The sequence below is a fragment of the Pseudonocardia adelaidensis genome (genome assembly GCF_039543345.1).
Classification (GTDB): Bacteria; Actinomycetota; Actinomycetes; order Mycobacteriales; family Pseudonocardiaceae; genus Pseudonocardia; species Pseudonocardia adelaidensis.
On sequence record NZ_BAABJO010000001.1, the window covers coordinates 183166 to 208271 of the forward strand.

Annotated in this window: 27 protein-coding genes; 19 read left to right on the forward strand and 8 right to left on the reverse strand. The window is 72.9% G+C overall.

The features are described from left to right. Positions 1-11 precede the first annotated feature (11 nt). The 3 genes from glpK to ABEA81_RS00910 all read left to right on the forward strand — a co-directional run bounded on the left by glpK (position 12) and on the right by ABEA81_RS00910 (position 3612). The gene (glpK, locus tag ABEA81_RS00900; RefSeq protein ID WP_345602540.1) at positions 12-1529 is read left to right on the forward strand and encodes a glycerol kinase GlpK; all 1518 of its coding nucleotides are present in this window, start codon (positions 12-14) and stop codon (positions 1527-1529) included. A 33-nt stretch (positions 1530-1562) separates the two neighbouring features. Then, on the forward strand, positions 1563-3272 hold the full coding sequence (locus ABEA81_RS00905) for a glycerol-3-phosphate dehydrogenase/oxidase (RefSeq protein WP_425570409.1): 1710 nt from the start codon (positions 1563-1565) through the stop codon (positions 3270-3272). Positions 3273-3402: 130 nt separating this feature from the next. Beyond that, complete coding sequence (locus ABEA81_RS00910; RefSeq protein ID WP_345602779.1) at positions 3403-3612, forward strand: hypothetical protein; 210 nt, start codon at positions 3403-3405, stop codon at positions 3610-3612. Here ABEA81_RS00910 and ABEA81_RS00915 read toward each other — a convergent pair. After that, on the reverse strand, positions 3609-4049 hold the full coding sequence (locus tag ABEA81_RS00915; RefSeq protein WP_345602542.1) for a hypothetical protein: 441 nt from the start codon (positions 4047-4049) through the stop codon (positions 3609-3611). The genes ABEA81_RS00910 and ABEA81_RS00915 overlap by 4 nt on opposite strands. Positions 4050-4106: 57 nt before the next feature. Here ABEA81_RS00915 and ABEA81_RS00920 point away from each other — a divergent pair, with 57 nt between their 5' ends. The 5 genes from ABEA81_RS00920 to ABEA81_RS00940 all read left to right on the forward strand — a co-directional run bounded on the left by ABEA81_RS00920 (position 4107) and on the right by ABEA81_RS00940 (position 8990). Beyond that, a complete protein-coding gene (locus tag ABEA81_RS00920; RefSeq protein ID WP_345602543.1) occupies positions 4107-5117 on the forward strand; it encodes a threonine/serine dehydratase in 1011 nt (336 codons plus the stop codon). A gap of 8 nt (positions 5118-5125) precedes the next feature. Then, positions 5126-6190 (forward strand): NAD(P)-binding domain-containing protein, encoded by a 1065-nt coding sequence (locus ABEA81_RS00925; protein ID WP_345602544.1) that lies wholly within the window; start codon positions 5126-5128, stop codon positions 6188-6190. A gap of 49 nt (positions 6191-6239) precedes the next feature. After that, a complete protein-coding gene (locus ABEA81_RS00930) occupies positions 6240-6821 on the forward strand; it encodes a Uma2 family endonuclease (protein ID WP_345602545.1) in 582 nt (193 codons plus the stop codon). 112 nt (positions 6822-6933) lie between these two features. After that, entirely contained in the window at positions 6934-7506 is a 573-nt protein-coding gene (locus ABEA81_RS00935; RefSeq protein ID WP_345602547.1) for a PadR family transcriptional regulator, read from the forward strand. Beyond that, a complete protein-coding gene (locus ABEA81_RS00940) occupies positions 7482-8990 on the forward strand; it encodes a DHA2 family efflux MFS transporter permease subunit (RefSeq protein WP_345602548.1) in 1509 nt (502 codons plus the stop codon). The genes ABEA81_RS00935 and ABEA81_RS00940 overlap by 25 nt, the downstream gene beginning before the upstream one ends. On the opposite strand, the gene ABEA81_RS00945 is transcribed toward ABEA81_RS00940, so the two are convergent. Further along, a complete protein-coding gene (locus ABEA81_RS00945) occupies positions 8987-9244 on the reverse strand; it encodes a DUF3040 domain-containing protein (RefSeq protein WP_345602549.1) in 258 nt (85 codons plus the stop codon). The two genes, ABEA81_RS00940 and ABEA81_RS00945, sit on opposite strands and share 4 nt — an antisense overlap. Positions 9245-9455: 211 nt before the next feature. Between ABEA81_RS00945 and ABEA81_RS00950 the strand changes: the two genes are divergently transcribed. The 6 genes from ABEA81_RS00950 (at position 9456) to ABEA81_RS00975 (ending at position 15725) form a co-directional block, all read left to right on the forward strand. Next, positions 9456-9860: a VOC family protein gene (locus ABEA81_RS00950; protein ID WP_345602550.1), complete on the forward strand. Its 405-nt coding sequence runs from the start codon at positions 9456-9458 to the stop codon at positions 9858-9860. A 100-nt stretch (positions 9861-9960) separates the two neighbouring features. Next, the gene (locus ABEA81_RS00955; protein WP_345602551.1) at positions 9961-11631 is read left to right on the forward strand and encodes a sulfatase; all 1671 of its coding nucleotides are present in this window, start codon (positions 9961-9963) and stop codon (positions 11629-11631) included. Positions 11632-11680: 49 nt separating this feature from the next. Beyond that, on the forward strand, positions 11681-12772 hold the full coding sequence (locus tag ABEA81_RS00960; RefSeq protein WP_345602552.1) for a sensor histidine kinase: 1092 nt from the start codon (positions 11681-11683) through the stop codon (positions 12770-12772). Then, positions 12769-13425, forward strand: a complete 657-nt coding sequence (locus ABEA81_RS00965; RefSeq protein WP_345602553.1) for a response regulator transcription factor — start codon at positions 12769-12771, stop codon at positions 13423-13425. The genes ABEA81_RS00960 and ABEA81_RS00965 overlap by 4 nt, the downstream gene beginning before the upstream one ends. Positions 13426-13843: 418 nt before the next feature. Continuing rightward, entirely contained in the window at positions 13844-14230 is a 387-nt protein-coding gene (locus tag ABEA81_RS00970; protein WP_345602554.1) for a hypothetical protein, read from the forward strand. 106 nt (positions 14231-14336) lie between these two features. Continuing rightward, the gene (locus ABEA81_RS00975) at positions 14337-15725 is read left to right on the forward strand and encodes an APC family permease (RefSeq protein WP_345602555.1); all 1389 of its coding nucleotides are present in this window, start codon (positions 14337-14339) and stop codon (positions 15723-15725) included. Between the two features lie 55 nt (positions 15726-15780). Here the strand turns inward: ABEA81_RS00975 and ABEA81_RS00980 are convergent, their stop codons facing one another. From ABEA81_RS00980 to ABEA81_RS00995, 4 genes are read right to left on the reverse strand one after another with little or no spacing between them, the layout of a single operon-like run. Then, a complete protein-coding gene (locus ABEA81_RS00980; protein WP_345602556.1) occupies positions 15781-16170 on the reverse strand; it encodes a PPOX class F420-dependent oxidoreductase in 390 nt (129 codons plus the stop codon). Then, positions 16061-17146, reverse strand: coding sequence for a YihY/virulence factor BrkB family protein (locus tag ABEA81_RS00985; protein ID WP_345602557.1), 1086 nt, complete (start codon positions 17144-17146; stop codon positions 16061-16063). The genes ABEA81_RS00980 and ABEA81_RS00985 overlap by 110 nt, the downstream gene beginning before the upstream one ends. A gap of 8 nt (positions 17147-17154) precedes the next feature. Continuing rightward, positions 17155-18201: an SPFH domain-containing protein gene (locus ABEA81_RS00990; protein ID WP_345602558.1), complete on the reverse strand. Its 1047-nt coding sequence runs from the start codon at positions 18199-18201 to the stop codon at positions 17155-17157. Between the two features lie 2 nt (positions 18202-18203). Then, complete coding sequence (locus tag ABEA81_RS00995) at positions 18204-18644, reverse strand: NfeD family protein (protein WP_345602560.1); 441 nt, start codon at positions 18642-18644, stop codon at positions 18204-18206. 112 nt (positions 18645-18756) lie between these two features. On the opposite strand from ABEA81_RS00995, the gene ABEA81_RS01000 reads away from it, so the two are divergent. The 5 genes from ABEA81_RS01000 to ABEA81_RS01020 all read left to right on the forward strand — a co-directional run bounded on the left by ABEA81_RS01000 (position 18757) and on the right by ABEA81_RS01020 (position 23904). Then, positions 18757-19416 carry a response regulator transcription factor gene (locus tag ABEA81_RS01000; protein ID WP_345602561.1) on the forward strand — a complete coding sequence of 220 codons (660 nt, stop codon included), beginning with the start codon at positions 18757-18759 and terminating at the stop codon, positions 19414-19416. 90 nt (positions 19417-19506) lie between these two features. Next, a complete protein-coding gene (locus tag ABEA81_RS01005) occupies positions 19507-20865 on the forward strand; it encodes a sensor histidine kinase (RefSeq protein WP_345602772.1) in 1359 nt (452 codons plus the stop codon). After that, entirely contained in the window at positions 20862-21803 is a 942-nt protein-coding gene (locus ABEA81_RS01010) for a TAXI family TRAP transporter solute-binding subunit (protein WP_345602563.1), read from the forward strand. The genes ABEA81_RS01005 and ABEA81_RS01010 overlap by 4 nt, the downstream gene beginning before the upstream one ends. Positions 21804-21981: 178 nt before the next feature. After that, entirely contained in the window at positions 21982-23304 is a 1323-nt protein-coding gene (locus ABEA81_RS01015) for an Nramp family divalent metal transporter (RefSeq protein ID WP_345602564.1), read from the forward strand. Positions 23305-23466: 162 nt separating this feature from the next. After that, positions 23467-23904: an Hsp20/alpha crystallin family protein gene (locus tag ABEA81_RS01020; protein WP_345602566.1), complete on the forward strand. Its 438-nt coding sequence runs from the start codon at positions 23467-23469 to the stop codon at positions 23902-23904. A 29-nt stretch (positions 23905-23933) separates the two neighbouring features. On the opposite strand, the gene ABEA81_RS01025 is transcribed toward ABEA81_RS01020, so the two are convergent. Beyond that, positions 23934-24263: a helix-turn-helix domain-containing protein gene (locus tag ABEA81_RS01025; protein WP_345602567.1), complete on the reverse strand. Its 330-nt coding sequence runs from the start codon at positions 24261-24263 to the stop codon at positions 23934-23936. Positions 24264-24479: 216 nt separating this feature from the next. Then, entirely contained in the window at positions 24480-25058 is a 579-nt protein-coding gene (locus ABEA81_RS01030) for a Uma2 family endonuclease (protein WP_345602569.1), read from the reverse strand. Positions 25059-25106 lie beyond the last annotated feature (48 nt).

The window sequence follows — 25106 nt, forward strand, 5'->3', positions numbered from 1 at the left end:
GAGAGGACTCAATGGCCGAGTTCGTCGGTGCCATCGACCAGGGCACGACCAGCACGAGATTCATGATCTTCGACCACTCCGGCAACGTGAAGGGCATCCACCAGCTGGAGCACGAGCAGATCCTCCCGGAGGCCGGCTGGGTGGAGCACAACCCGGTCGAGATCTGGGAGCGCACCACGGCGGTCGTGCAGACCGCGCTCAACAAGACGGGCCTCGGCGCGTCCGACCTGGCCGCGCTCGGCATCACCAACCAGCGCGAGACCGCGGTGGTGTGGGACCGCAACACCGGGCGCCCGCTCTACAACGCGATCGTCTGGCAGGACACCCGCACCGACCGCATCGCCTCCGCCCTCGACCGCGACGGGCGCGGCGACGTCATCCGGCGGAAGGCAGGCCTGCCGCCCGCCACGTACTTCTCCGGCGGCAAGATCCAGTGGATCCTGGAGAACGTCGACGGGGCCCGGGAGGCGGCCGAGCGCGGCGACGCGATCTTCGGCAACACCGACACGTGGCTGCTGTGGAACCTCACGGGCGGCCGGGACGGCGGCGTGCACGTCACCGACCCGACCAACGCCAGCCGCACGATGCTGATGAACCTCGAGACGCTCGACTGGGACGACGAGCTGCTCGGGTTCTTCGGCATCCCGCGCTCGATGCTGCCGGAGATCCAGCCGAGCTCGCACCCGCGGGGCTACGGCACGACCCGGGCGAACGGCCCGTTGAGCGGCGAGATCCTGCTCACCGGGGACCTCGGCGACCAGCAGGCCGCCACCGTCGGGCAGGTGTGCTTCGCCCCCGGCGAGGCGAAGAACACCTACGGCACGGGCAACTTCATGCTGCTCAACACCGGCACCGAGCTCGTCCGCTCGGAGTCCGGGCTGCTCACCACCGTCTGCTACAAGTTCGGTGACGAGCCCGCGGTGTACGCGTTGGAGGGCTCGATCGCCGTCACCGGGTCGGCCGTGCAGTGGCTACGCGACCAGCTCGGCATCATCTCCGGTGCCGCGCAGAGCGAGTCGCTCGCCCGGCAGGTCGAGGACAACGGCGGCGTGTACTTCGTCCCGGCGTTCTCCGGGCTGTTCGCGCCGTACTGGCGGTCCGACGCGCGCGGCGCGATCGTCGGGCTCTCCCGGTACAACACGAACGCCCACCTGGCCAGGGCCACGCTCGAGGCGATCTGCTACCAGAGCCGCGACGTCGCCGATGCGATGGAGAAGGACTCGGGTGTGCACCTGGAGGTCCTCAAGGTCGACGGCGGTGTCACGGCCAACGAGCTGTGCATGCAGATCCAGGCCGACGTGCTCGGCGTGCCGGTGAGCCGGCCCGTCGTCGCGGAGACCACGGCGCTGGGCGCGGCGTACGCGGCCGGCCTCGCCGTCGGGTTCTGGAAGACCACCGAGGAGCTGCGCTCCAACTGGAACGAGTCGAGGCGCTGGGAGCCGCAGTGGAGTGACGAGCAGCGCACGACCGGGTACGAGCGCTGGAAGAAGGCCGTGACCAGAACGTTGGACTGGGTAGACGTCGACTGAGTTCCGATCGACGCTTCGAGGAAGGGAACCACCATGAGATCGGTCGCGCTCTCCCCGCAGGCCCGTGAGGCCGCGCTCGACGCGATGAGCTCGACCGAACTCGACGTTCTGGTCGTCGGGGGCGGTGTCGTGGGCAGCGGTGCCGCCCTCGACGCCGCCACCCGCGGCCTCACCGTCGGGCTCGTCGAGGCCCGCGACTTCGCCTCCGGCACCTCGAGCCGGTCGAGCAAGCTGATCCACGGTGGCCTGCGCTACCTGGAGATGCTGGACTTCCGGCTCGTCGCCGAGGCGCTGCAGGAGCGCGGACTGCTCATCCAGACGCTCGCGCCGCACCTCGTGCGGCCGGTGCCGTTCCTCTACCCGCTCACCCACCGCTGGTGGGAGCGGTTCTACGCGGGCACGGGCGTCGCTCTCTACGACACGCTGGGCCTGCTGTCCGGCCGCTCCCGCGGTCTGCCCGCGCACCGCCACCTCACCCGCAGGGGCGCGCGCAAGGTGGTGCCGTCGCTGCGCAAGGACGCGCTGGTGGGGGCGCTGCTCTACTTCGACGCGCAGGTCGACGACGCGCGGCACACCATGTTCGTCGCTCGCACGGCGGCGGCGTACGGGGCGCACGTGGCGTGCCGGTCCCGCGTGGTCGGGCTGCTCCGCGAGGGCGAGCGGGTCACCGGCGCCGAGGTGCACGACCTCGAGTCCGGGCGCACGCTGCAGATCCGCGCCCGCCAGGTGATCAACGCGACCGGGGTGTGGACCGACGAGACGCAGGGGCTGGTCGGCGAGCGCGGCCAGTTCCACGTGCGGGCGAGCAAGGGCATCCACCTCGTCGTCCCGCGCGACCGGATCCGCGGGGACGCCGGTCTGATCCTGCGCACCGAGAAGTCGGTGCTCTTCGTCATCCCGTGGGGCCGGCACTGGATCATCGGCACCACCGACACCGACTGGAAGCTCGGCCTCGCCCACCCCGCCGCGAGCGCCGCTGACATCGAGTACCTGCTCGACCACGTCAACGCGGTGCTGGAGCAGCCGCTCACCCACGAGGACGTCGAGGGTGTCTACGCCGGCCTGCGGCCGCTGCTCTCCGGCGAGTCGGAGTCGACGTCGAAGCTGTCCCGCGAGCACGCCGTGGCGCACACGGTGCCGGGGCTGGTGGTCGTCGCGGGCGGGAAGTACACCACGTACCGCGTGATGGCCAAGGACGCCGTCGACGCGGCCGTGCACGGGCTGCACATCAAGGTGCCGCCGTCGGTCACGGAGAACGTGCCGCTGCTGGGGGCCGACGGCTTCGCCGCGGTGAAGAACGCGGCGCCGCTGCTCGCCGAGCAGTACGGGCTCCACGAGGCGCGCATCCTGCACCTGCTGGGCCGCTACGGGTCGCTGATCCACGAGGTGCTGGAGCTCGTGGTGGCCGACCCCGGCCTCGGCGAGCCGCTCGCGGGCGCGCCCGACCACCTCCGCGCGGAGATCGTCTACGCCGCATCGCACGAGGGTGCGCGGCACCTCGACGACGTCCTCGCCCGCCGCACCCGCATCTCGATCGAGACGTTCGACCGGGGCATCGGCGCGGTGGAGGAGGCCGCGCGGCTCGTCGCGCCCGTCCTCGGCTGGAGCGAGGCGCAGATCGAGCGCGAGGTCGAGCACTACCGCAAGCGCGTGGAGGCGGAGCGGGAGAGCCAGAAGATGCCCGACGACGAGACGGCGGACTCGGCCCGGATGGGCGCCCCGGAGGTAGTGCCGGTGGTCTAGTGGCCCGAACAACTCCGGCCGTAGCGAGCGTCGCGCAGTAGGCCCGAGTTGTTCAGGGCTCCTGGGCCTCACCCGTCCGGTTGCAGGGAAAGGTGTGGGGCCAGGTGTTCATGCAGTACTACTTGCAGGTATGACCGACGAGAAGCCCGCCCGGGGTCGGGAACACATCGACCTGTCCCGCGACCCCACCCCTGGGGTGGCCGACCACGCAGCGCCCGAGGGCGCCGAGCTCGACCCGCTGATCGACCTGTCCCGCGACCCCAGCCCCGGGGTGGCCGACCACGCCGCACCGGAGGACGACGACGGCTCGGCCGGGCGGCACCACCGGCCCGCCGACTAGTCCTCGTCCCACACCGCGAGCAGGCTGACCAGCACGAAAACCTGAACCGCCAGCGGCAGGCCGGGCAGCTCCGCCTCGGCCTCGCCGAACCACGCGCTCGTGCGCCGGACGGCGCCGACGGGCTCGCCGTCGCGCACGAGCACCTGGTCACGCCGCCACGGGGAGGGCCGCTCGAACGCGTGCACCTGCCCGCCGGTCTCCACCGTCCAGGCCGACCGGCCCACGCCGTCGGCGAGCGCGACGAGGCTGCCGGACTCGTCGCGCAGCCGGTAGCGCCTGCCGGTCCAGCCGCCGCGGGCGACGTCGTAGCGGTGGCCGTCCAGCTCGAAGCTCCCGCCGCCGAGGAAGGCCGACGGCTTCCACGTGCAGATCGCCCTGTCGTCGCGGGTGATGTCGTAGCGGGTGCTCAGCAGCCCGGCCCGGGACGCGCGCAGCACGCTGCCACCCCATCATCCGGCGGCGTGATCCGCCAGCCCCTCCGTACCGTGAGGGACGTGCCGGATCTGATCTCCCTCGACCACATCACCGCGGCGGCGGAGCGCATCGCGCCCCACGTGCTGCGCACCCCCACCGTGCCCAGCCCCGGCCTCGCCGACCACCTCGGCGTCCCGGTCGCCTGCAAGCTGGAGCTGCTGCAGCGCACGGGCTCGTTCAAGCCGCGCGGCGCGACCCACAAGCTGCTCGGGCTCTCCGCGGCCGAACGGTCGGCCGGGGTGGTCGCCGTCAGCGGCGGCAACCACGGCGTCGCGGTGGCCGACGCCGCCGCCGCGCTCGGCGTGGCGGCCACGGTGGTGATGCCGGAAGCGGCGCCGCAACGCTCGATCGCGGCCGCGCGGGCCCGCGGCGCCGAGGTCCGGCTCACCCCGGACGTGTCGGCGGCCTTCGCGCTCCTCGACGAGCTGGTCGCAGCAGGCCGCACGCTCGTGCACCCGTTCGACGACCCGGCCGTGATCGCCGGGCAGGGCACCGTCGGGGTGGAGCTGGCGGCCGACGCACCGGACGTCACCGACGTGCTGGTCAGCATCGGCGGCGGCGCGCTGATCGCCGGCGTCGCCACCGCTGTGCGCGCCATGGTCCCGGGCGTGCGGGTCTGGGGGGTGGAGACCGAGGGCGCGGACTCGATGTCCCGAGCGCTCGCCGCCGGCACGCCGGTGCCGACGACACCGACCTCGATCGTCACCACGCTGGCGCCGCCGCACGTCTCCGCGCTGACGCTCGCGCACGTCTCGGCGCTCGTCGAGGACGTCATCGTCGTCCCGGACGCCGAGGCGGTGCGTGGCTGCCTCACCTTCGCCGAGGAGGCGAAGATCTGGACCGAGCCCGCGGCGGGCTGCCTCGTCCCGGCCGCGCACCGGGTTCTCGACCGGGTCGGACCGGACGCCCGGCTCGGCCTCGTGGTGTGCGGCGGCAACGCCACCACCGCCGACGTCACCGGCTGGGTGCAGCGCTTCGGCGCGACGCCGCTGCCGAGCCGCCGGGACTTCTCCACGCCCCGCCCGCGTTGAGACCGGGCGTGCGGGCTGAGAGCGATGTCGTCGTCATCGGGGCCGGGCAGGCGGGGCTGTCCGCCGCCTACGGGCTGCGCCGGGCCGGGCTCGCACCCGGCCCCGGTTTCGTCGTGCTGGACGGCGAGGACGGCCCCGGTGGCGCGTGGCGGCACCGCTGGCGCACGCTGCGGGTCGACCGCGCGCACGGCATCGCGAGCCTGCCGGGGCTGCCGTTCGAGCCCGCCGACCGGACCCGGCCGGCGGCCGAGATCGTGCCGGCCTACTTCGACGCGTACGAGCGGGTGTTCGACCTGCAGGTCCGACGGCCGGTGCGGGTCGGCGCCGTCCGCTCGACCGGGCCGGATCTCCAGGTCGAGACGGACCTGGGCACCTGGACCACCCGCGCCCTGATCAATGCAACCGGCACCTGGACGCGACCGTTCCGCCCCCGCTACCCGGGTGCGGAGACCTTCCGCGGCCGCCAGCTGCACACCGTCGACTACGCCGGGCCGGACGAGTTCGCCGGCAAGCGGGTGGTCGTCGTCGGCGGGGGGACGTCCGCGGTGCAGCTGCTGATGGAGATCGCCACCGTCGCCGCCGCCACCACGTGGGTCACCCGGCGCCCGCCGGAGTTCCGCGACGAGCCGTTCGACGACGAGTACGGCCGCGCCGTCGTCGCCCGCGTCGAGGAGCGGGTGCGGGCCGGGCTGCCGCCGCAGAGCGTCGTGAGCGCCACCGGGCTCCCGCTCACGCCCGAGGTGCGGGCCGCGCGGGCGGCGGGCGTGCTGGAGCGGCTGCCGATGTTCGAGCGGATCACCCCCGACGGCGTCGCGTGGGCCGACGGCACCTCGGTGGCCGCCGACGTGATCCTCTGGGCCACCGGGTGGCGCGCCGCGCTCGGCCACCTCGCCCCGCTGCGGCTGCGCGGGCCGGGCGGCGGCATCGCCGTCGACGGCACCCGGGTGGTCGCCGACCCGCGGATCCACCTCGTCGGCTACGGGCCCAGCGCCAGCACGATCGGGGCGAACCGCGCCGGGCAGTCGGCGGCCCGCGAGGTGGTCGCGCTGCTGCGGGAGCCGGCCGCGGCGTAGCCGCGCGTTCCGGCCCGGACCGTCGATGCCGCGTGCCACACTGGCCGCCATGACGGCCCTCCCGCTGCAGCCTCCGCGCCGCCTGCTGACCGTCGCCGAGTTCGCCGCGTTCCACGAGGCCACCGAGGGGCGCTTCGAGTTGCAGGAGGGCAACGTCGTCGTGTCCCCGAGCCCGACGCCCGAACACCAGGTCTGCCTGCAGGAGCTGCTGCACCAGTTGCGTCCCCAGGTCCCCGATCATCTGAGGACCGTGCCCGAGGTGGACATCGACCTCGTCCTCGTTCCGTCGCACCGCCCCGGTTTCGTCCGGATCCCCGATCTGGTCGTGGTCACCCGCGAAGGGCTGAAACGGCGCCGGGCCGAGGGCGGGCTCCTGCGCGCCGACGAGGTTGTGCTCGCGGTCGAGATCGTGTCCGACGGTTCGCAGCGGACGGACCACACGATCAAGCACGGCGAGTACGCCGATGCGGGCGTCCCGCACTACTGGATCCTCGAGCTCGACGCCCGTCCCGCGCTCATCGCGTGCCACCTGGCCGGCGAGTTCGGCTACGTCGACGCGGCGCCGGTCAGCGGGATCTTCACCGCCGACGAGCCCTTCCCGGTGCGGCTGGATCTCGACCAGCTCGGCTGAGCCCGGTCCTGCCGGCGCGCGAGGCGACTCTCACACCACCTCGACCTCGGCACACCCCTCCCGTAATATTCGGCGTGGAGTAATCGGTGCGGAGTGATCAGGGGGATCGGCGATGACGACGGTGACCCCACTGGGCATCTCCGTGCTGGCGCTGCTCGCCGAACGCCCCATGCACCCGTACGAGATGTACCGGCTTCTGCTGGAGCGGCACGAGGACCGCCGGGTGAAGGTCCGGCCCGGCTCGCTGTACCACACCGTGGCCCGGATGGCCGAGATCGGCCTGGTGGAGGCCACCGGCACCGACCGCGACGGCGGCCGTCCGGAGCGGACCACCTACCAGATCACCGATGCCGGCCACCAGGCCCTCACGGACCGGATCCGCGCGCTGCTCGCCACACCGGAGTACGAGTACCCGCAGTTCCCGGTCGCCCTCGGCGAGGCGCACAACCTGCCGCGGCACGAGGTGGTCGAGCTCCTGACGGCGCGGGTACGCCGGATCGAGGGCGAGCTCACCGAGAGCGCCTCGCTGCTGCGCACCGCCGCGGATCGCAAGGTCGAGGAGGCGTACCTCCTCGCCGCCCGCTACCTCCAGGCGCAGCTCACTACCGAGCTGACCTGGCTCACCGACCTCATCGGTCGGCTCGAACGCAAGGAGCTGCGATGGCCGAACGAGGACGCGCTGTGACCGGCGCGCCCGTCAACCCGTGGCATGCGCTGTGGGCGCTCGTCATCGGGTTCTTCATGATCCTGGTGGACGCGACGATCGTGTCGGTGGCCACGCCCGCGATCATGCAGGACCTCGGTGCCGACGTCGCCTCGGTCGTGTGGGTCACCAGCGCCTACCTGCTCGCGTACGCCGTGCCGCTGCTCGTCACCGGCCGGCTCGGTGACCGCTTCGGCCCCAAGCAGGTCTACGCCGTCGGGCTCGTGATCTTCACGCTGGCGTCGCTCTGGTGCGGGCTCACCACGACCGTCGCGCAGCTGATCGTCGCACGGATCGTCCAGGGCCTCGGCGCGTCGATGATGAACCCGCAGACGATGTCCGTCATCACCCGCACCTTCCCCGCCGACCAGCGGGGGCGCGCGATGAGCCTGTGGGGCGCAGTCGCCGGCATCGCCACCCTCGTCGGCCCGATCCTGGGCGGGGTGCTGGTCGACGGCCTCGGCTGGGAGTGGATCTTCTTCGTCAACGTGCCGGTCGGTGTGGTCGGCCTCGTCCTCGCGCTGCGGCTCGTGCCGGACCTGCCCACCCACGTCCACCGGTTCGACCTGCTCGGCGTGCTGCTCTCCGGCGTGGGGATGTTCCTGCTGGTGTTCGGCATCCAGGAGGGGCAGGCGTTCGGCTGGGGCCGGATCGCCGGGCCGATCTCGGTGTGGTCGCTGATCATCGCCGGGATCCTCGTGCTCGCCGGGTTCGTGTTCTGGCAGGTCCGCAACCGGGGCGAGCCGCTGCTGTCGCTCGCGCTCTTCCGCGACCGCAACTTCAGCCTGGCCAACATCGCCATCACCACGGTCGGGTTCACCGTCACGTCGCAGGCGTTCCCGATCATGCTGTACGCGCAGGGCGTGCGCGGGCTCAGCCCCACCGAGGCGGCGCTGCTCCTCGCCCCGATGGCCGTGTTCTCCGGGGTGCTGGCGCCGGTGGTCGGCCGGCTGGCCGACCGCCACCACCCGCGCCACACCGCCGGCGTGGGGCTCCTCGGCGTCACCGTCGCGCTGGTGTGGCTGGCGGCGGTGATGGTGCCGAACGCGCCGATCTGGCAGCTGCTGCTGCCGCTGGGACTGCTCGGCGCCGCGAGCGCGTTCGTCTGGGCGCCGATCGGGAGCACGGCCACCCGCAACCTGCCGATGGCGCACGCCGGTGCCGGTTCTGGGGTCTACAACACCACCCGACAGGTCGGCGCGGTGCTCGGCAGCGCCGGGATCGCGGCGATCATGGAGGCGCGGCTGGCCGCACTGCTACCGGGCATGTCCGGGGACGCCGAGGCCGCCGTCGGCGGGCTGCCGCCCGCGCAGCACGGGGCGTTCGCCGCCGCGATGGCACAGTCGCTACTGCTGCCCGCGGGCGTCCTGCTGGTGGGGCTGGTCGCGGTGCTGTGCTTCGCCCGGCCAACCCACCTGCGCCGGGCGCCCGCGGGGGCGGCGGTGTCCGGAGCCGGCGACCGCTAGCGGCGCCGCCGGTGCAGCCAGACCCCGCCGGTGATCGTCGCGGCCAGGGACAGGACGAAGACCGCCGGCAGCACCACGAGCACCGAGATCAGCACCCCGAGCAGCCCGACGACGAGCACGAGAACGGGCCACAGGCGTGACGTGCGGGTGCCCGGCGGCCGCCATCGCGCCAGGCGGCGGGCGAACTCGGGATCCTCCTCGTGCAGCCGGCGTTCGATCTCCTCGAGCCGGCGCCGGTCGTTCTGGTTGAGCATCGCATCGTCTCCCCCGACAGCAGCCCCGCGCACGCACATCCGGCCGGGGTGACACGCGAGTTCCCACTGGCGGAGCGCTCAAACGGAGGGGCGGCCGATCTCCGTTGACGACCTGTCACCGGACCGTGCTGCACACCTGGACCTCGGGCCGCACTTCCGCGAGACTCTGACAGCCCCGGACGATGCTCGTCCCACGGCACAGGAGGTCGCGATGCCTTCTCGGCTCAACCCCTACCTCAGCTTCGCAGGCGATGCGCGGGCGGCCATGGAGTTCTACGCCGACGTCTTCGGCGGCACCCCCACGCTGAACACCTACGGCGAGTACGGCTCCCCGGACGCGCCGGAGGCCGACAAGATCATGCACGGCATGCTGGAGACGCCCGCCGGCTACACGCTCATGGGTGCCGACAACCCGCCGGGGATGGACCTGTCCCCCGGCAACGACGTCTCGCTGAGCCTCAGCGGCGACGACGCGGACGAGCTGCGCGGCTACTGGGCGAAGCTCGCCGACGGCGGCACCGTCACCGTCCCGCTCGAGAAGCAGATGTGGGGCGACGAGTTCGGGATGTGCGTCGACCGCTTCGGCGTCCGGTGGATGGTGAACATCAGCCGGTGACCGGCCCCTCCGGCGCCGGTGGTGAACTTCTCGCCGGGGGGCTGCGTGTCCCCTGTGGCGGGCCGCGCGGGCCCGCGCCGACCCGGAGGTGGGCGAGAAGATGATCCTGCGACGCCGGGCGGGCACCGAGGCGGAACGCACCCGATGGCGCCCACCCGCGGCGCGGCTGGTCACGGTGCTGGCCGCCCTGCTCGTGCTCGCCGTCCTCGTCGCGCCCGATACGATCACCGACCTCACCCCCGCCGCCTTCCTGCGGCTGCCCCTCGAGGTGCTCGTCGGCGTCGCCGTGCTGCTCGTACTCCCCGACCGGGCACGCCGGCCCGTGGCGGTGACCGCCGGCGCCGTGCTGGGCCTGCTCACCGTCCTGAAGGTCCTCGACCTCGGCTTCTCCGCCGTGCTCGCCCGCCCGTTCGACCCGGTGCTCGACTGGGCGCTGCTCGACGACGGCCTCGGCTTCCTGGGTTCGTCCACCGGCCCGGCCGGTCAGGTCGCAGCGGTCGTCGCGGCGATCGTCGTCACGATCGCGGTGCTGGTCCTCGTGACGCTCGCGGTCGTGCGGCTGGCCGGTGTCACGGTCCGCCACCCGCGACCCGCGACCCGCGCGCTCGCCGTGCTCACACCGGCCTGGGTGGCGTGCGCGGTGCTCGGCGCGCAGCTCGTCCCGGGCGTGCCCGTGGCGGCGGCCTCCGCCGCGGTCGCCGCCGAACAGCGGGCGGTGCAGGTGCCCACGAGCCTGCTCGACCAGCGGTCGTTCACGGCGGCGCTCTCCGCCGACCCCTTCCGCAACGTGCCCGCCGACCAGCTGCTCAGCGCGCTGCACGGCAAGGACGTCGTGCTCGCGTTCGTCGAGAGCTACGGGCGCAGCGCGCTCGAGCGGCCCGAGCTCGCGGGGCCCGTCACCGCCGCGCTCGACGCGGGGGACGCGCAGCTCGCCTCGGCCGGTTTCGCGGCCCGCAGCGGCTTCCTCACCTCGCCGGTGGCGGGCGGCAGCAGCTGGCTCGCGCACGCCACCATGCTGTCCGGCACGCGGGTCGCCAACCAGGCCCGCCACGACGCGCTGATGGCGAGCGACCGGCTCACGCTCGTCAGCGCGTTCGCCGGGGCCGGCTGGCAGACCGTCGCCGTCATGCCGGGCACCACCGGCGAATGGCCGGAGGCGCGGTTCTACGGCCACCAGCGCGTCGACGACTTCCCGGCACTCGGCTACCGCGGCCCCGACCTCGGCTGGGCGAGCGTGCCCGACCAGTACACGATGTCGGCGTTCGAGCGGATGGAGCACGGGCGGACCGACCGGCCGCCCCTCTTCGCCGAGATCGCGCTCGCGTCGAGCCACGCACCGTGGCCGCTCATCCCGCCGGTGATCGGGTGGGACCAGGTCGGGGACGGCTCGATCTTCCAGACGTTCGCCACGGGCGAGCCGCGGGACGCCGTGTGGGCCAAGGGAACCGACGCGGTCCACTCCGCGTACAGCCGCTCGATCGCCTACTCCCTGCAGACGCTCACCTCGTGGGTGCAGGCCTCTGGCGACGACGACCTGGTGCTCATCGTGCTCGGCGACCACCAGGCGGCGCCGCTGATCGTCGGGCCCGACGCGGGGCGCGACGTCCCGATCTCGATCGTCACCCGGGACCGGGCCGTGCTCGACCGGATCGACGGCTGGGGCTGGGAGGACGGCCTGCACCCGAGATCGGACGCCCCCGTCTGGCCCATGGAGGACTTCCGGGACCGGTTCCTCACCACCTTCGGCCCCCAGGACCCGACCGCGCACTGAACGCGGCGAGCGCCTCCACGAAGGAGGTTCCGGGCCTTAGGGTGACGGCGTGAACCGGGCGCTCGCGGTGCTGACGGCCGGCGCGTTCCTCACGCTGGTGATCGGGATCGCGGGGACGGGCGGGCCCGTGGCGGCGGTGCCGCTCGGCGCGGCGTACACGCTCGTGGCCACGGCCGGCTTCTGGTGGGTGCGCAGGCGGGGGCACCGGGGCTGGTCCGCGGGGTACGCGGCGATCCAGCTCGCACTGGCCTTCGCGACGTTCGCGCTCGAGCCGGGCGTCGCCACCACGCTCTTCTTCGTGGTGCTGGTGAGCCAGTGCGTGCTGGTGCTCCCGCGGCCGGCCACCGTCGTGGTGGTCCTGCTCGTCCCGTTCGCGCACGCGCCGATGGACTCGTGGCAGGCGGCGTTGCGGGAGGGTGTCGGCCTGTTCGCCTCGGTGGTGTTCGCGGCGGTCATCACCGAGCTGCTGCAGCGGGAGCAGCAGCTGCGGCGCGAGCTGGCCGAGGCGCACGAGCAGCTGCGCGACTACGCCGCGCAGGCCGAACGGCTCGCCACGGCCCAGGAGCGCAACCGGGTGGCCCGCGACATCCACGACGGGCTCGGCCACTCGCTCACCGTCGTCCAGATGCAGGTCAAAGCGGCGCGAGCGGTGCTGTCGACCGACCCGGCCAAGGCCGACGACGTGCTCGCGAAGGCGCAGCACCAGTCGGAGGAGGCGCTCGGTGCGGTACGCCGGTCGGTGCGCGCGTTGCGCGAGCCGCGGTCGACCGGCCCGCTGCCGGAAGCGCTGGGCGCGCTCGCCGAGGAGGCCTCGGCCGCGGGCCTCCCCACCCGGCTCCAGGTGTCGGGCACGCAGCGCCCGCTCCGCGACGACGCCCGGGAGGCGCTGTACCGCGCCGCCCAGGAGGGCCTGACGAACGTCCGCAAGCACGCCAGGGCCGACCGGGCCGACCTGCTGCTGGACTACGGCGAGTCCGCCGTCCGCGTGGCGGTCCGCGACGACGGCGTGGGCACCGGCGACGGGCAACCGGGCTTCGGCCTGGTGGGGCTGCGGGAACGGGCCGCGCTGCTCGGCGGCCGGCTGCGGGTCGAGTCGGCGCCCGGTGCGGGCTGCACGCTGACGATGGAGGTGCCGGGGTGACGGGCGTCCGGGTCCTGCTGGTGGACGACCAGACCCTCTTCCGGGAGGCCCTCGCCACGCTGCTCGCCGTGCACGACGGCGTCGAGGTGGTGGGCGAGGCGGGCGACGGCGACGAGGCTCTGCGCAAGGCCGCGGAGCTCGCGCCCGACGTCGTGCTCATGGACCTGCGCATGCCCGTGCTCGACGGCATCGGGGCCACCCGGAGGCTGCGCGTCGAGCAACCGGGGGTCCGGGTCATCGCGCTCACCACGTTCGACGACGACGAGGACGTCTTCGCGGCGCTGCGCGCGGGCGCGGTCGGCTACCTGCTCAAGGACGTGTCCTCGGCGCGGCTGGTCGAGGCCGTGCACGCGGCCGCCCGCGGCGAGTCGGTGCTGCAACCGTCGGTGGCGGCGAAGGTGGTGGCCCGGTTCGCCCAGCTGCCCGACGCCGCCGCGGAGCCGCGCCCCCAACCGCTGGTCGTGCCGCTGTCGGACCGCGAGCTCGACGTGCTCCGCCTGGTGGCCGAGGGCCGCAGCAACCGGGAGATCGCCGCGGAGCTGTTCCTCGCCGAGGGCACCGTGAAGAACCACGTGACGAACGTGCTGGCGAAGCTCGGTGCCCGCGACCGCACCCAGGCGGCGCTGCGCGCCCGCGCCCTCGGTCTGCTGTAGACGGTTGCTCCTGGGTTCTCAGTGGTCGAGGGCGATCGGGGAGCGCTCGACGGGGGCGCCGTCGCGGCGGTCGGGGCGCACGACGGTGATACCCGGGGCCGCCATGCACGTGGTGTCCTCCGAGGTGCGGCACGCGCACCGGATCGCCGATCAAGGCAAAATGGCTGCCGAATGATCTCCGGGAGCGACACCTACCGAAACGGCGATCACGACCACGGGAGTCCCTGACGATTGCGGCCAGGACGGTGCCGAGGTCGGTCTTCACGAACTCTGATTCCCCCACACCACTCCCCCGGGCAACGAAGTCCCGATGGGAACCAACGGTCCGAAGGAGCGCGCTCGTCATGCCGACGTCATGACCCCGGGTCATGACTTCCGGCACCTGGCAGTAAGGCCCGGCCGCACGACCCTTGCGGCCATGACAACCACGCAGACCCGCCCCCACTCCCGCCCGCTGCTGCGCTTCGTCGCCCACTACGTCGAGATGGTCGTCGCCATGATCGTCGGGATGGTGGCCCTCGCCCCGCTCTGGCCCGCCGAATGGGTCGCCCGGCCCGACGTCCACGCGATGTCGATGGCGATCGACATGACGATCGTGATGGGGCTCTGGATGCGCGTCCGGCACCACTCGTGGCCCCGCACCGCCGAGATGAGCGCGGCGATGTTCCTGCCGTTCGTCGTGCTGCTCGTGCCGTACTGGCTGGGCGCGATCTCCGCGATGACCGTCATGGTCGGCGCCCACGTGATCATGTTCCCGCTGATGCTGGCCGTCATGCTGTGGCGGCGCGCGGACTACTGGCACTGACCGGGGCAGCCGTGCTCCCGGTGTCCTTGCCGACATGATCTCTCTTACATCAAATCATCACCAAGATCCTCGACCGCCCGCGTGGCAGCCGTCACACTCACTCGCCATGGTGGACTCAGCCCCGGCCCATGCCCAACCCGAGCTCAAGCGCGCGATCGGTCCTGGTCTCCTGCTCTTCTTCGTGGTCGGCGACATCCTCGGCACGGGGATCTACGCCCTGACCGGCTCTGTGGCCGCCGAGATCGGCGGCGCGCTCTGGCTACCGTTCCTCGGCGCTTTCGTGGTCGCGTTCCTGACCGCGTTCAGCTACCTGGAGCTCGTCGGCAAGTTCCCGGGAGCGGGCGGGGCGGCGCTGTACACGCACCGCGCGTTCGGTGTCCAGTTCCTGACGTTCATGGTGACGTTCACGGTGATGTGTTCGGGCGTGACGTCCGCGGCATCCGCGGCCAAGGCGTTCGGCGACACCTACCTGAGGCAGTTCGCGGTGCTGCCGCTCTGGATCGTCGCGCTGGTCTTCATCGCGGGCCTCGCGCTCATCAACTTCCGCGGCGTGGGCGAGTCGGTCAAGGCGAACGTGCTGCTCACCTGCATCGAGGTGAGCGGCCTGGCGATCATCATCATCGCCGGCCTCTTGGCCATCGGCGGCGGGCAGGGCGACGCCGGCCGGCTCGTCGAGATCAACACCGCGGACAGCGGGCCGGTGCTGGCGATCACCACCGCCATCTCGCTCGCGTTCTTCGCCATGGTCGGGTTCGAGGACTCGGTGAACATGGCCGAGGAGACCAAGGACCCGGTGAAGATCTTCCCGCGCGCGATGCTGCTCGGCATGGCCGTCGCGGGCTCCATCTACGTGGTCGTCGCGATCGTCTCCTCGATGCTCATGCCGGCGAACGACCTGGCCGAGGCCGGGAGCGGCGCGCTGCTCGCGGTGCTGGAGGTCAGCGCGCCCGGCTTCCCGCTGCAGCTGTTCGCCGGGATCGGCCTGCTCGCCGTGATCAACTCGGCGTTGATCAACATGCTGATGGCGAGCCGGCTGCTCTACGGAATGGCCAACGAGCGCGTGCTGCCCAGCGTGTTCGCCACCGTGCACGCCGGCCGGCGCACGCCGTGGGTGTCGATCGCGTTCACGAGCGTGATCGCCTACATCCTGGTCGTGAGCGTCGACCTGAGCGCGCTGGGTGGCACCACCGCGCTGCTGCTGCTCGCCGTGTTCACGATCGTCAACATCGCGGTGCTGGTGCTGCGCAAGCACAAGGTCGAGCACAAGCACTTCCGCGCGCCGACCTGGGCACCCGTGCTCGGCATCTTCCTGTGCGGCTTCCTCGCCACGCCGCTGTCCGGCCGCCCCACGATCCAGTTCGTCATCGCCGGCATCCTGCTCGCGGTCGGTGGGGTGCTCTGGCTGGTCAACCACCTGGTGGTGGGCCGGGTGGAGTTCGACCCGTCGCACCTGGACGAGAGCCGCGAGCACCCGCACCCGCGCGACCCGCAGTAGCAGCGCACCACGAGTCGAGTCCGGGCTCCGCACGGGCGTGTGGAGCCCGGACTCGTCATGCGGTGGGGACCAGCTCGAAGTGGACGGTCCGGCCGGTCCGCCTGCGCCCCACGCGGTGGGCCAGCGGCACGAGGATGCCGTGCAGGAACGGGTGCTTGCGCCGCAGCAGCCGCGCGGCGTCGTCCGCCTCGTCCCCGTCGAGCAGCCGGGCGGTGGCGCGGATCGCGGGCCCGGTCGGCCGGCCGCGGAACGTGGACGGGGCCACCTCGACGGTCGGGTCGCGCCGCAGCCGGCGAGTCTTGCCCGCCTCGGCGAAGGAGCGGAACACCGCGCGGTCACCGTCCACCGCGATGCTCACCGGGGTGCTGACCGGCGTGCCGTCGCGCCGGAACGTCGTGAGCGCCACGGTCCGCTGCGTCGCGAACGGCTCGAGTGCGATCGACATCAGGGCCTCCATCTGGTCGGGTCACGACCTGAGACGGATCACCCCCCGAGCCCGTGACATCCCCGACCGGTCGGCCGCGCCTGCGCAACGGCGCCGGCCGGACCGACTGGACCGCCGCGTTGAGGTACGCGCCGAGGATCACGGCCAGCGCGATGAAGTACATGCCGAGCAGGAAGGCGATCGGCGCCGCCAGCGCTCCGTAGGTGTAGCCGGTGCTGGTGATCCAGTCGAGGTACAGCCGCAGGCCGGTGGCCCCCACCAGGAACACCACCGCGGCCAGCACCGCCCCGGGCAGGCCGCGGTACCACGGCGGTTTCAACGGCAGCGCGATCTTGTACAGCGAGGTGAGCGCCAGCACGAGCACCACGACGACCACCGGGAGGTAGACGGCGTTCACCGCCGTCCGCGCGGCCGGCTCGACCGCCTCGGGCACCAGCGACAGCAGGCGGTCGGGACCCAGCGCCGCGACCGGCAGCAGCACGATGCCGACGGCGAGGCCCGCCAGGTAGAGCAGGATCGCGAGGGTGCGCTGCCACACCCATCCGCGCACCGGGTACTGGTCGTGGGCCCGGGTGATCGCGTCGACGAACGTCGCCATCGCCGAGGAGCCCGACCAGAAGCTCAGGACGAACCCGACCGACACGAGCTCGCCGCGGGACGTCGTGAGGATCTCGGCCACGGTGGGTACGATGATCTCGTCCACGGCGTTGCGGCTGAACACGCCGCTGGTGATCCGGGTGATCCACTCCTGCACGGCGACCACCGTGTCCGGACCGAACCAGCGCTCGGCGTACCCGAGCAAGCCGAACAGCCCGAGCAGCAGCGGGGGCAACGAGAGCGTCTGCCAGAACGCCGCCGAGGCGGACTGACCGAGCACGTCGTCGTTCCACGCCCGGGTCAGCAGCCGGGTGATCACGCGCCGGTGCGGGCTCCGTTCCCGCGCGGCGCCCGGCGCGGCCGGGCCGCGCCGCGGCATCTCCGGGCTCAGCCGGGTGGCGCGGGCCGCGGCTGCCCGCCGTTGGTGTTCGGGATGCCGTCGGGCACGGCGGCGTCCGCGACGGCCTCGGCCGCCGCCTCCTCGGCCTGCGCGGCGTCCTCCGCTGCCAGCTCCGCGAGCCCGTCCGACGACGTCGGCTCACGGGTGGCGGGCGAGCGCGGGACGGACTCGCTGAAGGCCTTCGACACACCCTGCAGCGCGGAGGTGACCTCGCTGGGGATCACCCAGAACGTGTTGCCCTCGCCCTGCGCGAGCTGCGGCAGCACCTGCAGGTACTGGTACGCGAGCAGCTTCGGGTCCGGATCGTTGCGGTGCACCGCCTGGAACACCTGGTCGATCGCCCGGGACTGGCCCTCGGCCTTGAGGATCGCCGATGCCCGCTCCCCCTCGGCGCGCAGGATCGCGCCCTGCTTGTCGCCCTGCGCGGTGAGGATCTGCGACTGCCGCTGGCCCTCGGCCGCGAGGATGGCGGCGCGCTTGTCCCGCTCGGCGCGCATCTGCTTCTCCATCGCGTCCTTGATGGTCTTCGGCGGGTCGATGGCCTTGATCTCCACGCGGTTGACCCGCAGGCCCCACTTGCCGGTGGCCTCGTCGAGCACGCCGCGCAGGAGGCTGTTGATCCGGTCCCGCGAGGTGAGCGTGACCTCCAGATCCATCGAGCCGACCACGTTGCGCAGGGTAGTGACGGTCAGCTGCTCGACGGCCTGCAGGTAGCTCGCGATCTCGTACGCGGCGGCGCGCGGGTCGGTGACCTGGAAGTACAGGACGGTGTCGATCTCGACGACCAGGTTGTCCTCGGTGATCACCGGCTGCGGGCGGAACGACACGACCTGCTCCCGAAGGTCGATCACCGGGTAGACGCGGTCGATGTAGGGGATCACGAAGTTGAGGCCGGGCTGCAGCGTGCGCTGGTAGCGGCCGAGCCGTTCGACGTTGCGGGCACGGGCCTGCGGCACGATCCGGACGGTCCGCATCACGGTGATGACGGCGAACAGCGCGATGAGCAGCCCGACGATGATCAGGGCCAGGTCCATGGTCACTCCCTGGGGTAGACGACGGCGGTGGCCCCGTCGATCTGCAGGACGCCGACGGTGGCGCCGGCCGGGATGACGACGCTGTCGTCCATCGCGCGGGCGGTCCACTCCTCGCCGCCGATCCGCACCCGGCCCTCGCGGCCGTTGACCTCCTGCACGACGTACCCCGGCTTGCCGAGCAGCGCGTCGACCCCGAACGGGGCGCCACCGCGCGGTCCCGTCAGGTGCCGCCGCGCGACCGGGCCCAGCAGCCCGACCCCGGCCACCGCCGCGCCGGAGAACACGACCAGCTGCAGCGGCAGCGGCAACCCGAGCGCCGCCGCGAGCGCGGTGATCAGTCCGGCACCGCCCAAGATGCCCAGCGCCGCGGTGAGCGTGAAGACCTCGAGCACGATGAGACCCACCGCGGCGATCAACCAGACGACCCACATGTCCACGGGCATCGACCCTCCCGCCCACGACAACGGGGGCTGACCACCCCAGTATGCGCCCCGGGACCAGGGAGAAGAAGGCCGGAGCTTTCCGGCCCCCGGCCTTCTGCGGCACGCTCTGCCGGTGCGGGTGCTGGTGGTCGAGGACGACGACGGGGTGGCGGGCGCGGTCGTGGAGGCGCTCGCGACGCACGGTCACCGCGTCGAGCGGGTGGCGCGGGCAGCGGACGTGTGGCCGCACCTGCGCGACGCCGACCTCGTTCTGCTCGACCTGGGCCTACCCGACGCCGACGGCATGGACGTGCTGCGCAGGCTGCGCCGGGTCGCCGGCACCCCCGTGCTGGTGCTCACGGCCCGTGACGCCGAGCGGGACGTCGTGCGTGGTCTCCGGCTCGGCGCCGACGACTACCTCGTGAAACCGGTGCGGCTGCGGGAGCTGCTGGCGCGGGTCGACGCGGTCGTGCGGCGCACGCGGGCCGCGGACGCGGCCAGGACCGACGTCGTGGAGGTCGAGGACCTGCGGGTGGACATGAGCGCCCGCCGCGCCACGATCGCGGGCGACGAGGTCGCGCTCACCGCCAAGGAGTTCGACATCCTCGCCGCGCTCGCCCGCAGGCCGGGGGCGGCGGTGAGCCGGCAGCAGCTGCTCGACGAGGTCTGGGGCGACGCGTACCTCGCCGTCTCCCGCTCGTTGGACGTGCACCTGGCATCGCTGCGGAACAAGCTGGGGCGTCCCGGGCTCGTGTCGACGATCCGCGGCTTCGGCTACCGGCTGGGCCGCTGATGGAGCGAGGGGCACCTTCGCTCGCACATTGCGCGCCAACGGCACTTCCGCTCCGTGGGGGGCAGTAGCGTGCGGCGCCGGTTGCTCGTCGTGCTCCTGGCGTTCGCGCTCGCCGCCGTCGCCGGGTTCGCGGTCCCGCTGCTGCAGAGCACCGCGGCCGGCCGCACCCAGGAGTTCGTGCTCACCCGCGGGGGCGACCTCGACCGGTTCGCCGCCCTCGCGCAGCAGGCCACCGGCCCGGCCGGGGCGGGCACGCTGGCCCAGGAGGTGCAGGCCCACCAGGCCGTCTACGGCGAGGGGGTCGCGGTCGTCGACCGCTCCGGTCGGGCGATCGTCGAGGCCGGGCTGCGCGCCGACGACCCGGCTGTCGTCGCCGCGGTGGACGCGGCGCTGCGCAACCAGCCCGCGGCGCGGCCGACCGGGCTGCGGCCGTGGTCCACCGCGCCGATCCTGCTCGCCCGCCCGATCGGCACCGGGACGGAGGTGGGCGGAGCCGTCGTGCTGCGGGCCGAACCCGCCGCCGCGGCGGCCGACATCGCCACCGCGTGGGCGGCCGTGCTGTCGGGGGCGCTGCTGGCGGCCCTCGCGTGCGCGGCGCTCGCGCTGCTGCTGGCCCGGTGGGTGCTGCGCCCGATCCGGGAGCTCGCGGCGGGCGTCGGGGAGGTCGCGGCGGGCCATCCGGGGGCGCACGTGTCCCCGCGGGCGGGCCCCACCGAGCTGCGTGAGCTCGCCGCGGCCTTCAACCGGATGTCCGACGCCGTCGCGACCAGCGCGGAGGAGCAGCGCAGGCTCGTGGCCGACACCTCGCACCAGCTGCGCAACCCGCTGGCGGCGCTCCGGCTGCGCGTCGACACGCTCGACCCGCACGTCGCGGCGCCCGGCCGCTCGACCTACCGGTCCACCGTGGTGGAGCTCGACCGCCTCGAGGCGCTGCTCGACGGGCTGCTCGACCTGGCGTCGGCGGAGAGCCGGGCCACCGCCCTGGCCGCCGTGGCCCGGCCGGACGACCGGGCCGAGCTCACGGCCGTCGTCGCCGAACGCCTCGACGCATGGCGGCAGGCCGCACGGGAGGCCGGTGTCCGGCTGCACGCCGCGTCGGCCGCGAAGCCGGTGGAGGCGGCCTGCACGGCGTCGGAGGTGGAGCAGCTGCTCGACGTCCTGCTGGACAACGCCGTCAAGTACGCGGGCCGCGGCGCCACCGTCTCGGTCGCGCTCCGTGCGGCCGACGGACGCGCGCTGCTCGAGGTGCGCGACGACGGTCCCGGGCTGCCGGCCGAGCAGCTGGCGCAGGCGACGCAGCGGTACTGGCGAGCGCCCGGCAGCACTGCGCGCGGCTCCGGGCTGGGCCTGCCGATCGCGGAACGCCTCGTCACCGCCCGGGGCGGCGCCCTGAGCATCTCGTCCCCGCCGGACACGGGCCTCGTGGTGACGATCGAGCTGCCGGCATGACCCCCTCGACCACCCCGTCCCGCCGGGCGCTCCTGCGCGGGCTGCTCGCCACGCCGCTGGTCGCGGGCTGCGCGGTCGGTGCGGCGCCGCCCCTCGCGCTGGCCGCGGGCGAGCCGGGCGGGTTCTACGTCGAGTTCGGCGAGCTGCTGGGCGCGGCGCTCCGGGCGGCGGGCCTGCCCGTCGCGGTCGTGAGCACCGGCGGCAGCGTCGAGAACATCGAACAGCTCCGCGGCGGCAGGGCCGCGCTCGGGCTCGCGCTCACCGACATCGCGCTCGCGGCTCGCATCGGACAGGAGCCCTTCGGCGCGCTGGTGCCGCTGCAGGCGATCGGCCGCGTCTACGAGAACTACATGCAGCTGGTGGTGCGCGCCGAGGACCCCGCGACCGGCACCGCCGACCTGGCCGGTCGCCCGGTCTCGCTCGGCGCCGTGGGATCGGGCGCGGCCGTGTTCGGCGACCGGCTGCTCGCGGCGGCCGGGATCGCGGCGGACGTGACGCACCGCCCGCTGCGCGACGCCGTCGCCGCGCTCGAGGCGGGTGCGGCCGACGCGCTCCTGTGGTCGGGCGGGGTGCCGACGCCCGCGCTCGCCGAGCTCGCCGCCCGGCGCCCCGTGCGCCTGCTGCCGCTGATCGAGCACCTGCCCCAGCTGCGGTCGCGGCACGGCGGCGTCTACGGCCCGGTCACCGTGCCCGCCGACGCGTACGGACCCGCCGCGCCGGTCCCGACCGTCGGCGTGGCCAACCTGCTGGTCTGCACCCCCGCCCTGCCACCCGCCACCGCGGGCGCCGTGGCGCGGACGCTCGTGGCCGCCGCACCCGACCTGGTTCCGGAGTCGGCGCTGGGCACCCAGTACCTCGACCAGCGCTCGCTCATCGGCACCGGCGAGATCCCGCTCCACCCCGGCGCGGTGGCCGCGTACCGGGAGCTCCACGGGTAGCAGGGGCGTCGCCTAAGAGCCCGTAAAGATCGCGCACGGCCGCCGCCCGGCCGATCTACGGTCGGCGGGCGACAATCCCCGACATCGACGAGGAGCGGGAGCTCATGAGCGAGCTTGCGAGCGGATCATTGTCACAGCGCCCGTGCGAAGCGCCGGACGAGCGCAGCGAGGCCGAGCGATGAGCACGTCCGACACGACAACGGTGAGCCCACCCACCGGGTTCGCTGCCAAGGTCAAGCAGGTCGGGCCGGGGCTGCTCGCCGCGGCCGCGGGGGTCGGCGCGGGCGACCTGGTCGCCACGATGGTCGCGGGAGCCCGGTTCGGCACGGTGCTGCTGTGGGCGGCCGTGCTGGGTGCCGTCCTCAAGCTCGCGCTCGCCGAGGGGGTGGGCCGCTGGCACCTCGCCTCGGGTTCCACCCTGCTCGACGGCTGGCGGCGGCTCGGCCGCTGGGCCACCGTCTTCTTCGGCGTCTACATCGTGATCTGGGGCTTCGTGTACGGCGCCACCGCGATGTCGGCGGTGGGGCTGCCGCTGAACGCGCTGTTCGGCGGCCTCGACGTCCGGTACTGGGCCATGATCGCCGGCGTCGTGGGCCTCGTGCTGGTGTGGCTGCAGCGCTACCAGATCTTCGAGAAGTTCATCACCGTCCTGGTGCTGATCAAGTTCGTCTCGGTGGTGTCGGTGGCCTTCCTGGTGGCGCCCGACCTCGTGGCCCTGGCCGGCGGCCTGGTCCCCCGTCTGCCCGACGGTTCGGTGATCTACGTGCTCGGCCTGGTCGGCGGCGTCGGCGGCACGATCACGATGGCCGCGTACGGCTACTGGATGATCGCGAAGGGCTGGAAGGGCACCGGCTGGCTGTCGATGATGCGGCTCGACAACGCCGTCGGCTACACGATGACCGCGATCTTCGTGATCGCCATGCTCATCGTCGGCGCCAACCTGCTGCTCGGCCAGAACCTCACCGAGAACGACAAGGGCCTGCTCATCCTCGGCACCGAGTTGGGGAACCGCTACGGCGACTGGGCGCGGATCCTGTTCCTCGTCGGGTTCCTCGCGGTGACCACCACGTCGCTGCTGGGCGTGTGGAACGGGGTCAGCCTGCTGTTCACGGACTGGACGCGCACGATCCGCATGCCGCACGGCGCCGCGGCCGAGGTGAGCGCCGAGTCGCTGCGCACCGAGCACTCGACCGCGACCGAGACGGGCTACGAGGCCAGGGCGGCCGAGCGCAGCACGCCCTTCCGCGCGTACCTGGTCTGGCTGACGATCCCGCCGATGGCGCTGCTGTTCTTCGACAAGCCGTTCGCGTTGACGCTGATCTACGGCGTACTCGGCGCCGCGTTCATGCCCTTCCTCGGGGTCACCCTGATCCTGTTGCTGAACTCGAAGCGGATCGCGGCCGACGGCCGGTCGGGATGGCTCTCGAACGTGCTGCTCGCGGTGGCGTCGGCGCTGTTCGTGGTGCTGCTGGTGATCGACGTCTGGGGACGGGTCAGCTAGGAGCGCGCCCGCACGCATGGACAGAGCTTGAGCCTGCCAGTGCATGACTATGCACCCTTGCGCAGCAGGAAACCTACAGCTATCATTGCAGATATCCGAGCGGCACCCAGCGCTCGGGAGGCATCGCCGCACTGTCGTCGATCATGGAAGGAGTGGCCTGCGATGCTGATGCGCACCGACCCGTTCCGCGAGCTGGACCGGCTCACCCAGCAGGTCTTCGGCAACGTCCCCGGCACGTGGTCCCGACCCGCCGCCATGCCGATGGACGCGTTCCGGGACGGTGACCAGTTCGTCGTCTGCTTCGACCTGCCCGGGGTGAACCCCGACGCGATCGAGCTGGACGTGGAGCGCAACGTGCTCACCGTCAAGGCGGAGCGGCGGCCGTTCAGCGGTGAACAGGTGGAGATGCAGGTGGCCGAGCGACCGCTCGGGGCGTTCTCGCGGCAGCTGTTCCTCGGCGACACCCTCGACACCGACCACATCGACGCCTCGTACGACGCGGGCGTGCTGACGCTGCGGATCCCGATCGCCGAGAAGGCGAAGCCGCGCCGGATCTCGATCGGCGGCACCGAGAGCGCGCCCAAGCAGATCGACGCCTGACGGCCCTCCGAGAGAACGGCCCCGACCGGTCAGCGGTCGGGGCCGTTGCCGTTCTGCCCGCCGAGCCGGGCCTCGAGCTCCGCGATGCGCGCGAGCGCCGCGCTCAACTCGTCCTGCAGGGCCACGATCCTGGCCGCAGCTTCGAGCGTGAGACCTTCGTCGAACAGCGCGCGCATCCGCGTGGCGAGCACCAGCTGGCGCCGCGAGTAGCGCCGATGGCCGCCACCGGAGCGGACCGGCGTGAGGACGCCCGCGGCGTCGAGGCTGCGCAGGAACGCCGGCTGCACGTCGAGCAGCTCGGCGGCCTGCCCCATCGTCATCGCGGGGTAGTCCTCGTCGTCGAGCCGGTCGACACCCACCTGACGACAACCCTCCCCACACATGACCGGGCCCGGTCGAATGACCGGGCCCGTGGATCAACATGACAACGGTATAGATGATCTCGATGCTCGACTGCCGTCCAGGCGACCACCTCCCGAGCCACTCGTGCTTCCGTCGGAAGCTCCGTGCAACTGCCCAAAACTGTAGTTCGCAGTGGAGATCGCGTCAAGCCCGCACAGCAGAAAGCATGAGGCTCAGCGGAGGGCTTCCAGATCGATCTCGACCGGGAAGGGGTCTGTGGCCGCGAACCTGCCGGTCACCGAGCCGCCGTCCGCGTAGCCGAACTCGCCCGCCAGGTGGCAGGCCAGCACCGAGATCGGCTCGGTGGGGTCGACGATCCAGTAGTGCGGGATGCCCGCATCGGCATACTCGCCGCGCTTGTGCACGTAGTCGGTGCGGGTGGAACCAGGCGAGACGACCTCGACGACGAGCAACACATCGGATGCCCGGAGAACGCCGCCATCGTGGCGCACCCGTTGCACCGCCTCCTCGCGCACCACCACCAGGTCGGGCCGCCGGACGGTGCCCGGCGCATCCGGTGGAGCCAGCTGCAGGTCGACGTCGATGTCGAGGATGACACGCATGCCCTCGGGCAACCCCGCGCGCAGGACGACAGCCAGCTCCAACCCCGCGCTGTTGTGGTCCGGAGCCGGGCTCGGGGACATCAGCAACCGCCCTTCCACCAGCTCGCTGTAGCCGAGCTCGATCTCCCCGATCTCGAGGTACTCGGCCACGGTCAGCAGGTGCCGCGGGGCGACCGGCTGGATCGTCACGGGACCTCCTCCCAGTTCGACGTCGAGTCTGGCAGCTGCCGCGGCCCG

Excerpts from the sequence above, each read along its gene's own strand:
- glpK (WP_345602540.1), top strand. The coding sequence starts at position 12 with ATGGCCGAGTTCGTCGGTGCCATCGACCAGGGCACGACCAGCACGAGA.
- ABEA81_RS00905 (WP_425570409.1), top strand. The coding sequence starts at position 1,563 with ATGAGATCGGTCGCGCTCTCCCCGCAGGCCCGTGAGGCCGCGCTCGAC.
- ABEA81_RS00910 (WP_345602779.1), top strand. The coding sequence starts at position 3,403 with ATGACCGACGAGAAGCCCGCCCGGGGTCGGGAACACATCGACCTGTCC.
- ABEA81_RS00930 (WP_345602545.1), top strand. The coding sequence starts at position 6,240 with ATGACGGCCCTCCCGCTGCAGCCTCCGCGCCGCCTGCTGACCGTCGCC.
- ABEA81_RS00935 (WP_345602547.1), top strand. The coding sequence starts at position 6,934 with ATGACGACGGTGACCCCACTGGGCATCTCCGTGCTGGCGCTGCTCGCC.
- ABEA81_RS00940 (WP_345602548.1), top strand. The coding sequence starts at position 7,482 with ATGGCCGAACGAGGACGCGCTGTGACCGGCGCGCCCGTCAACCCGTGG.
- ABEA81_RS00945 (WP_345602549.1), bottom strand. The coding sequence starts at position 9,244 with ATGCTCAACCAGAACGACCGGCGCCGGCTCGAGGAGATCGAACGCCGG.
- ABEA81_RS00950 (WP_345602550.1), top strand. The coding sequence starts at position 9,456 with ATGCCTTCTCGGCTCAACCCCTACCTCAGCTTCGCAGGCGATGCGCGG.
- ABEA81_RS00955 (WP_345602551.1), top strand. The coding sequence starts at position 9,961 with ATGATCCTGCGACGCCGGGCGGGCACCGAGGCGGAACGCACCCGATGG.
- ABEA81_RS00970 (WP_345602554.1), top strand. The coding sequence starts at position 13,844 with ATGACAACCACGCAGACCCGCCCCCACTCCCGCCCGCTGCTGCGCTTC.
- ABEA81_RS00975 (WP_345602555.1), top strand. The coding sequence starts at position 14,337 with ATGGTGGACTCAGCCCCGGCCCATGCCCAACCCGAGCTCAAGCGCGCG.
- ABEA81_RS00980 (WP_345602556.1), bottom strand. The coding sequence starts at position 16,170 with ATGTCGATCGCACTCGAGCCGTTCGCGACGCAGCGGACCGTGGCGCTC.
- ABEA81_RS00985 (WP_345602557.1), bottom strand. The coding sequence starts at position 17,146 with ATGCCGCGGCGCGGCCCGGCCGCGCCGGGCGCCGCGCGGGAACGGAGC.
- ABEA81_RS00990 (WP_345602558.1), bottom strand. The coding sequence starts at position 18,201 with ATGGACCTGGCCCTGATCATCGTCGGGCTGCTCATCGCGCTGTTCGCC.
- ABEA81_RS00995 (WP_345602560.1), bottom strand. The coding sequence starts at position 18,644 with ATGCCCGTGGACATGTGGGTCGTCTGGTTGATCGCCGCGGTGGGTCTC.
- ABEA81_RS01010 (WP_345602563.1), top strand. The coding sequence starts at position 20,862 with ATGACCCCCTCGACCACCCCGTCCCGCCGGGCGCTCCTGCGCGGGCTG.
- ABEA81_RS01015 (WP_345602564.1), top strand. The coding sequence starts at position 21,982 with ATGAGCACGTCCGACACGACAACGGTGAGCCCACCCACCGGGTTCGCT.
- ABEA81_RS01020 (WP_345602566.1), top strand. The coding sequence starts at position 23,467 with ATGCTGATGCGCACCGACCCGTTCCGCGAGCTGGACCGGCTCACCCAG.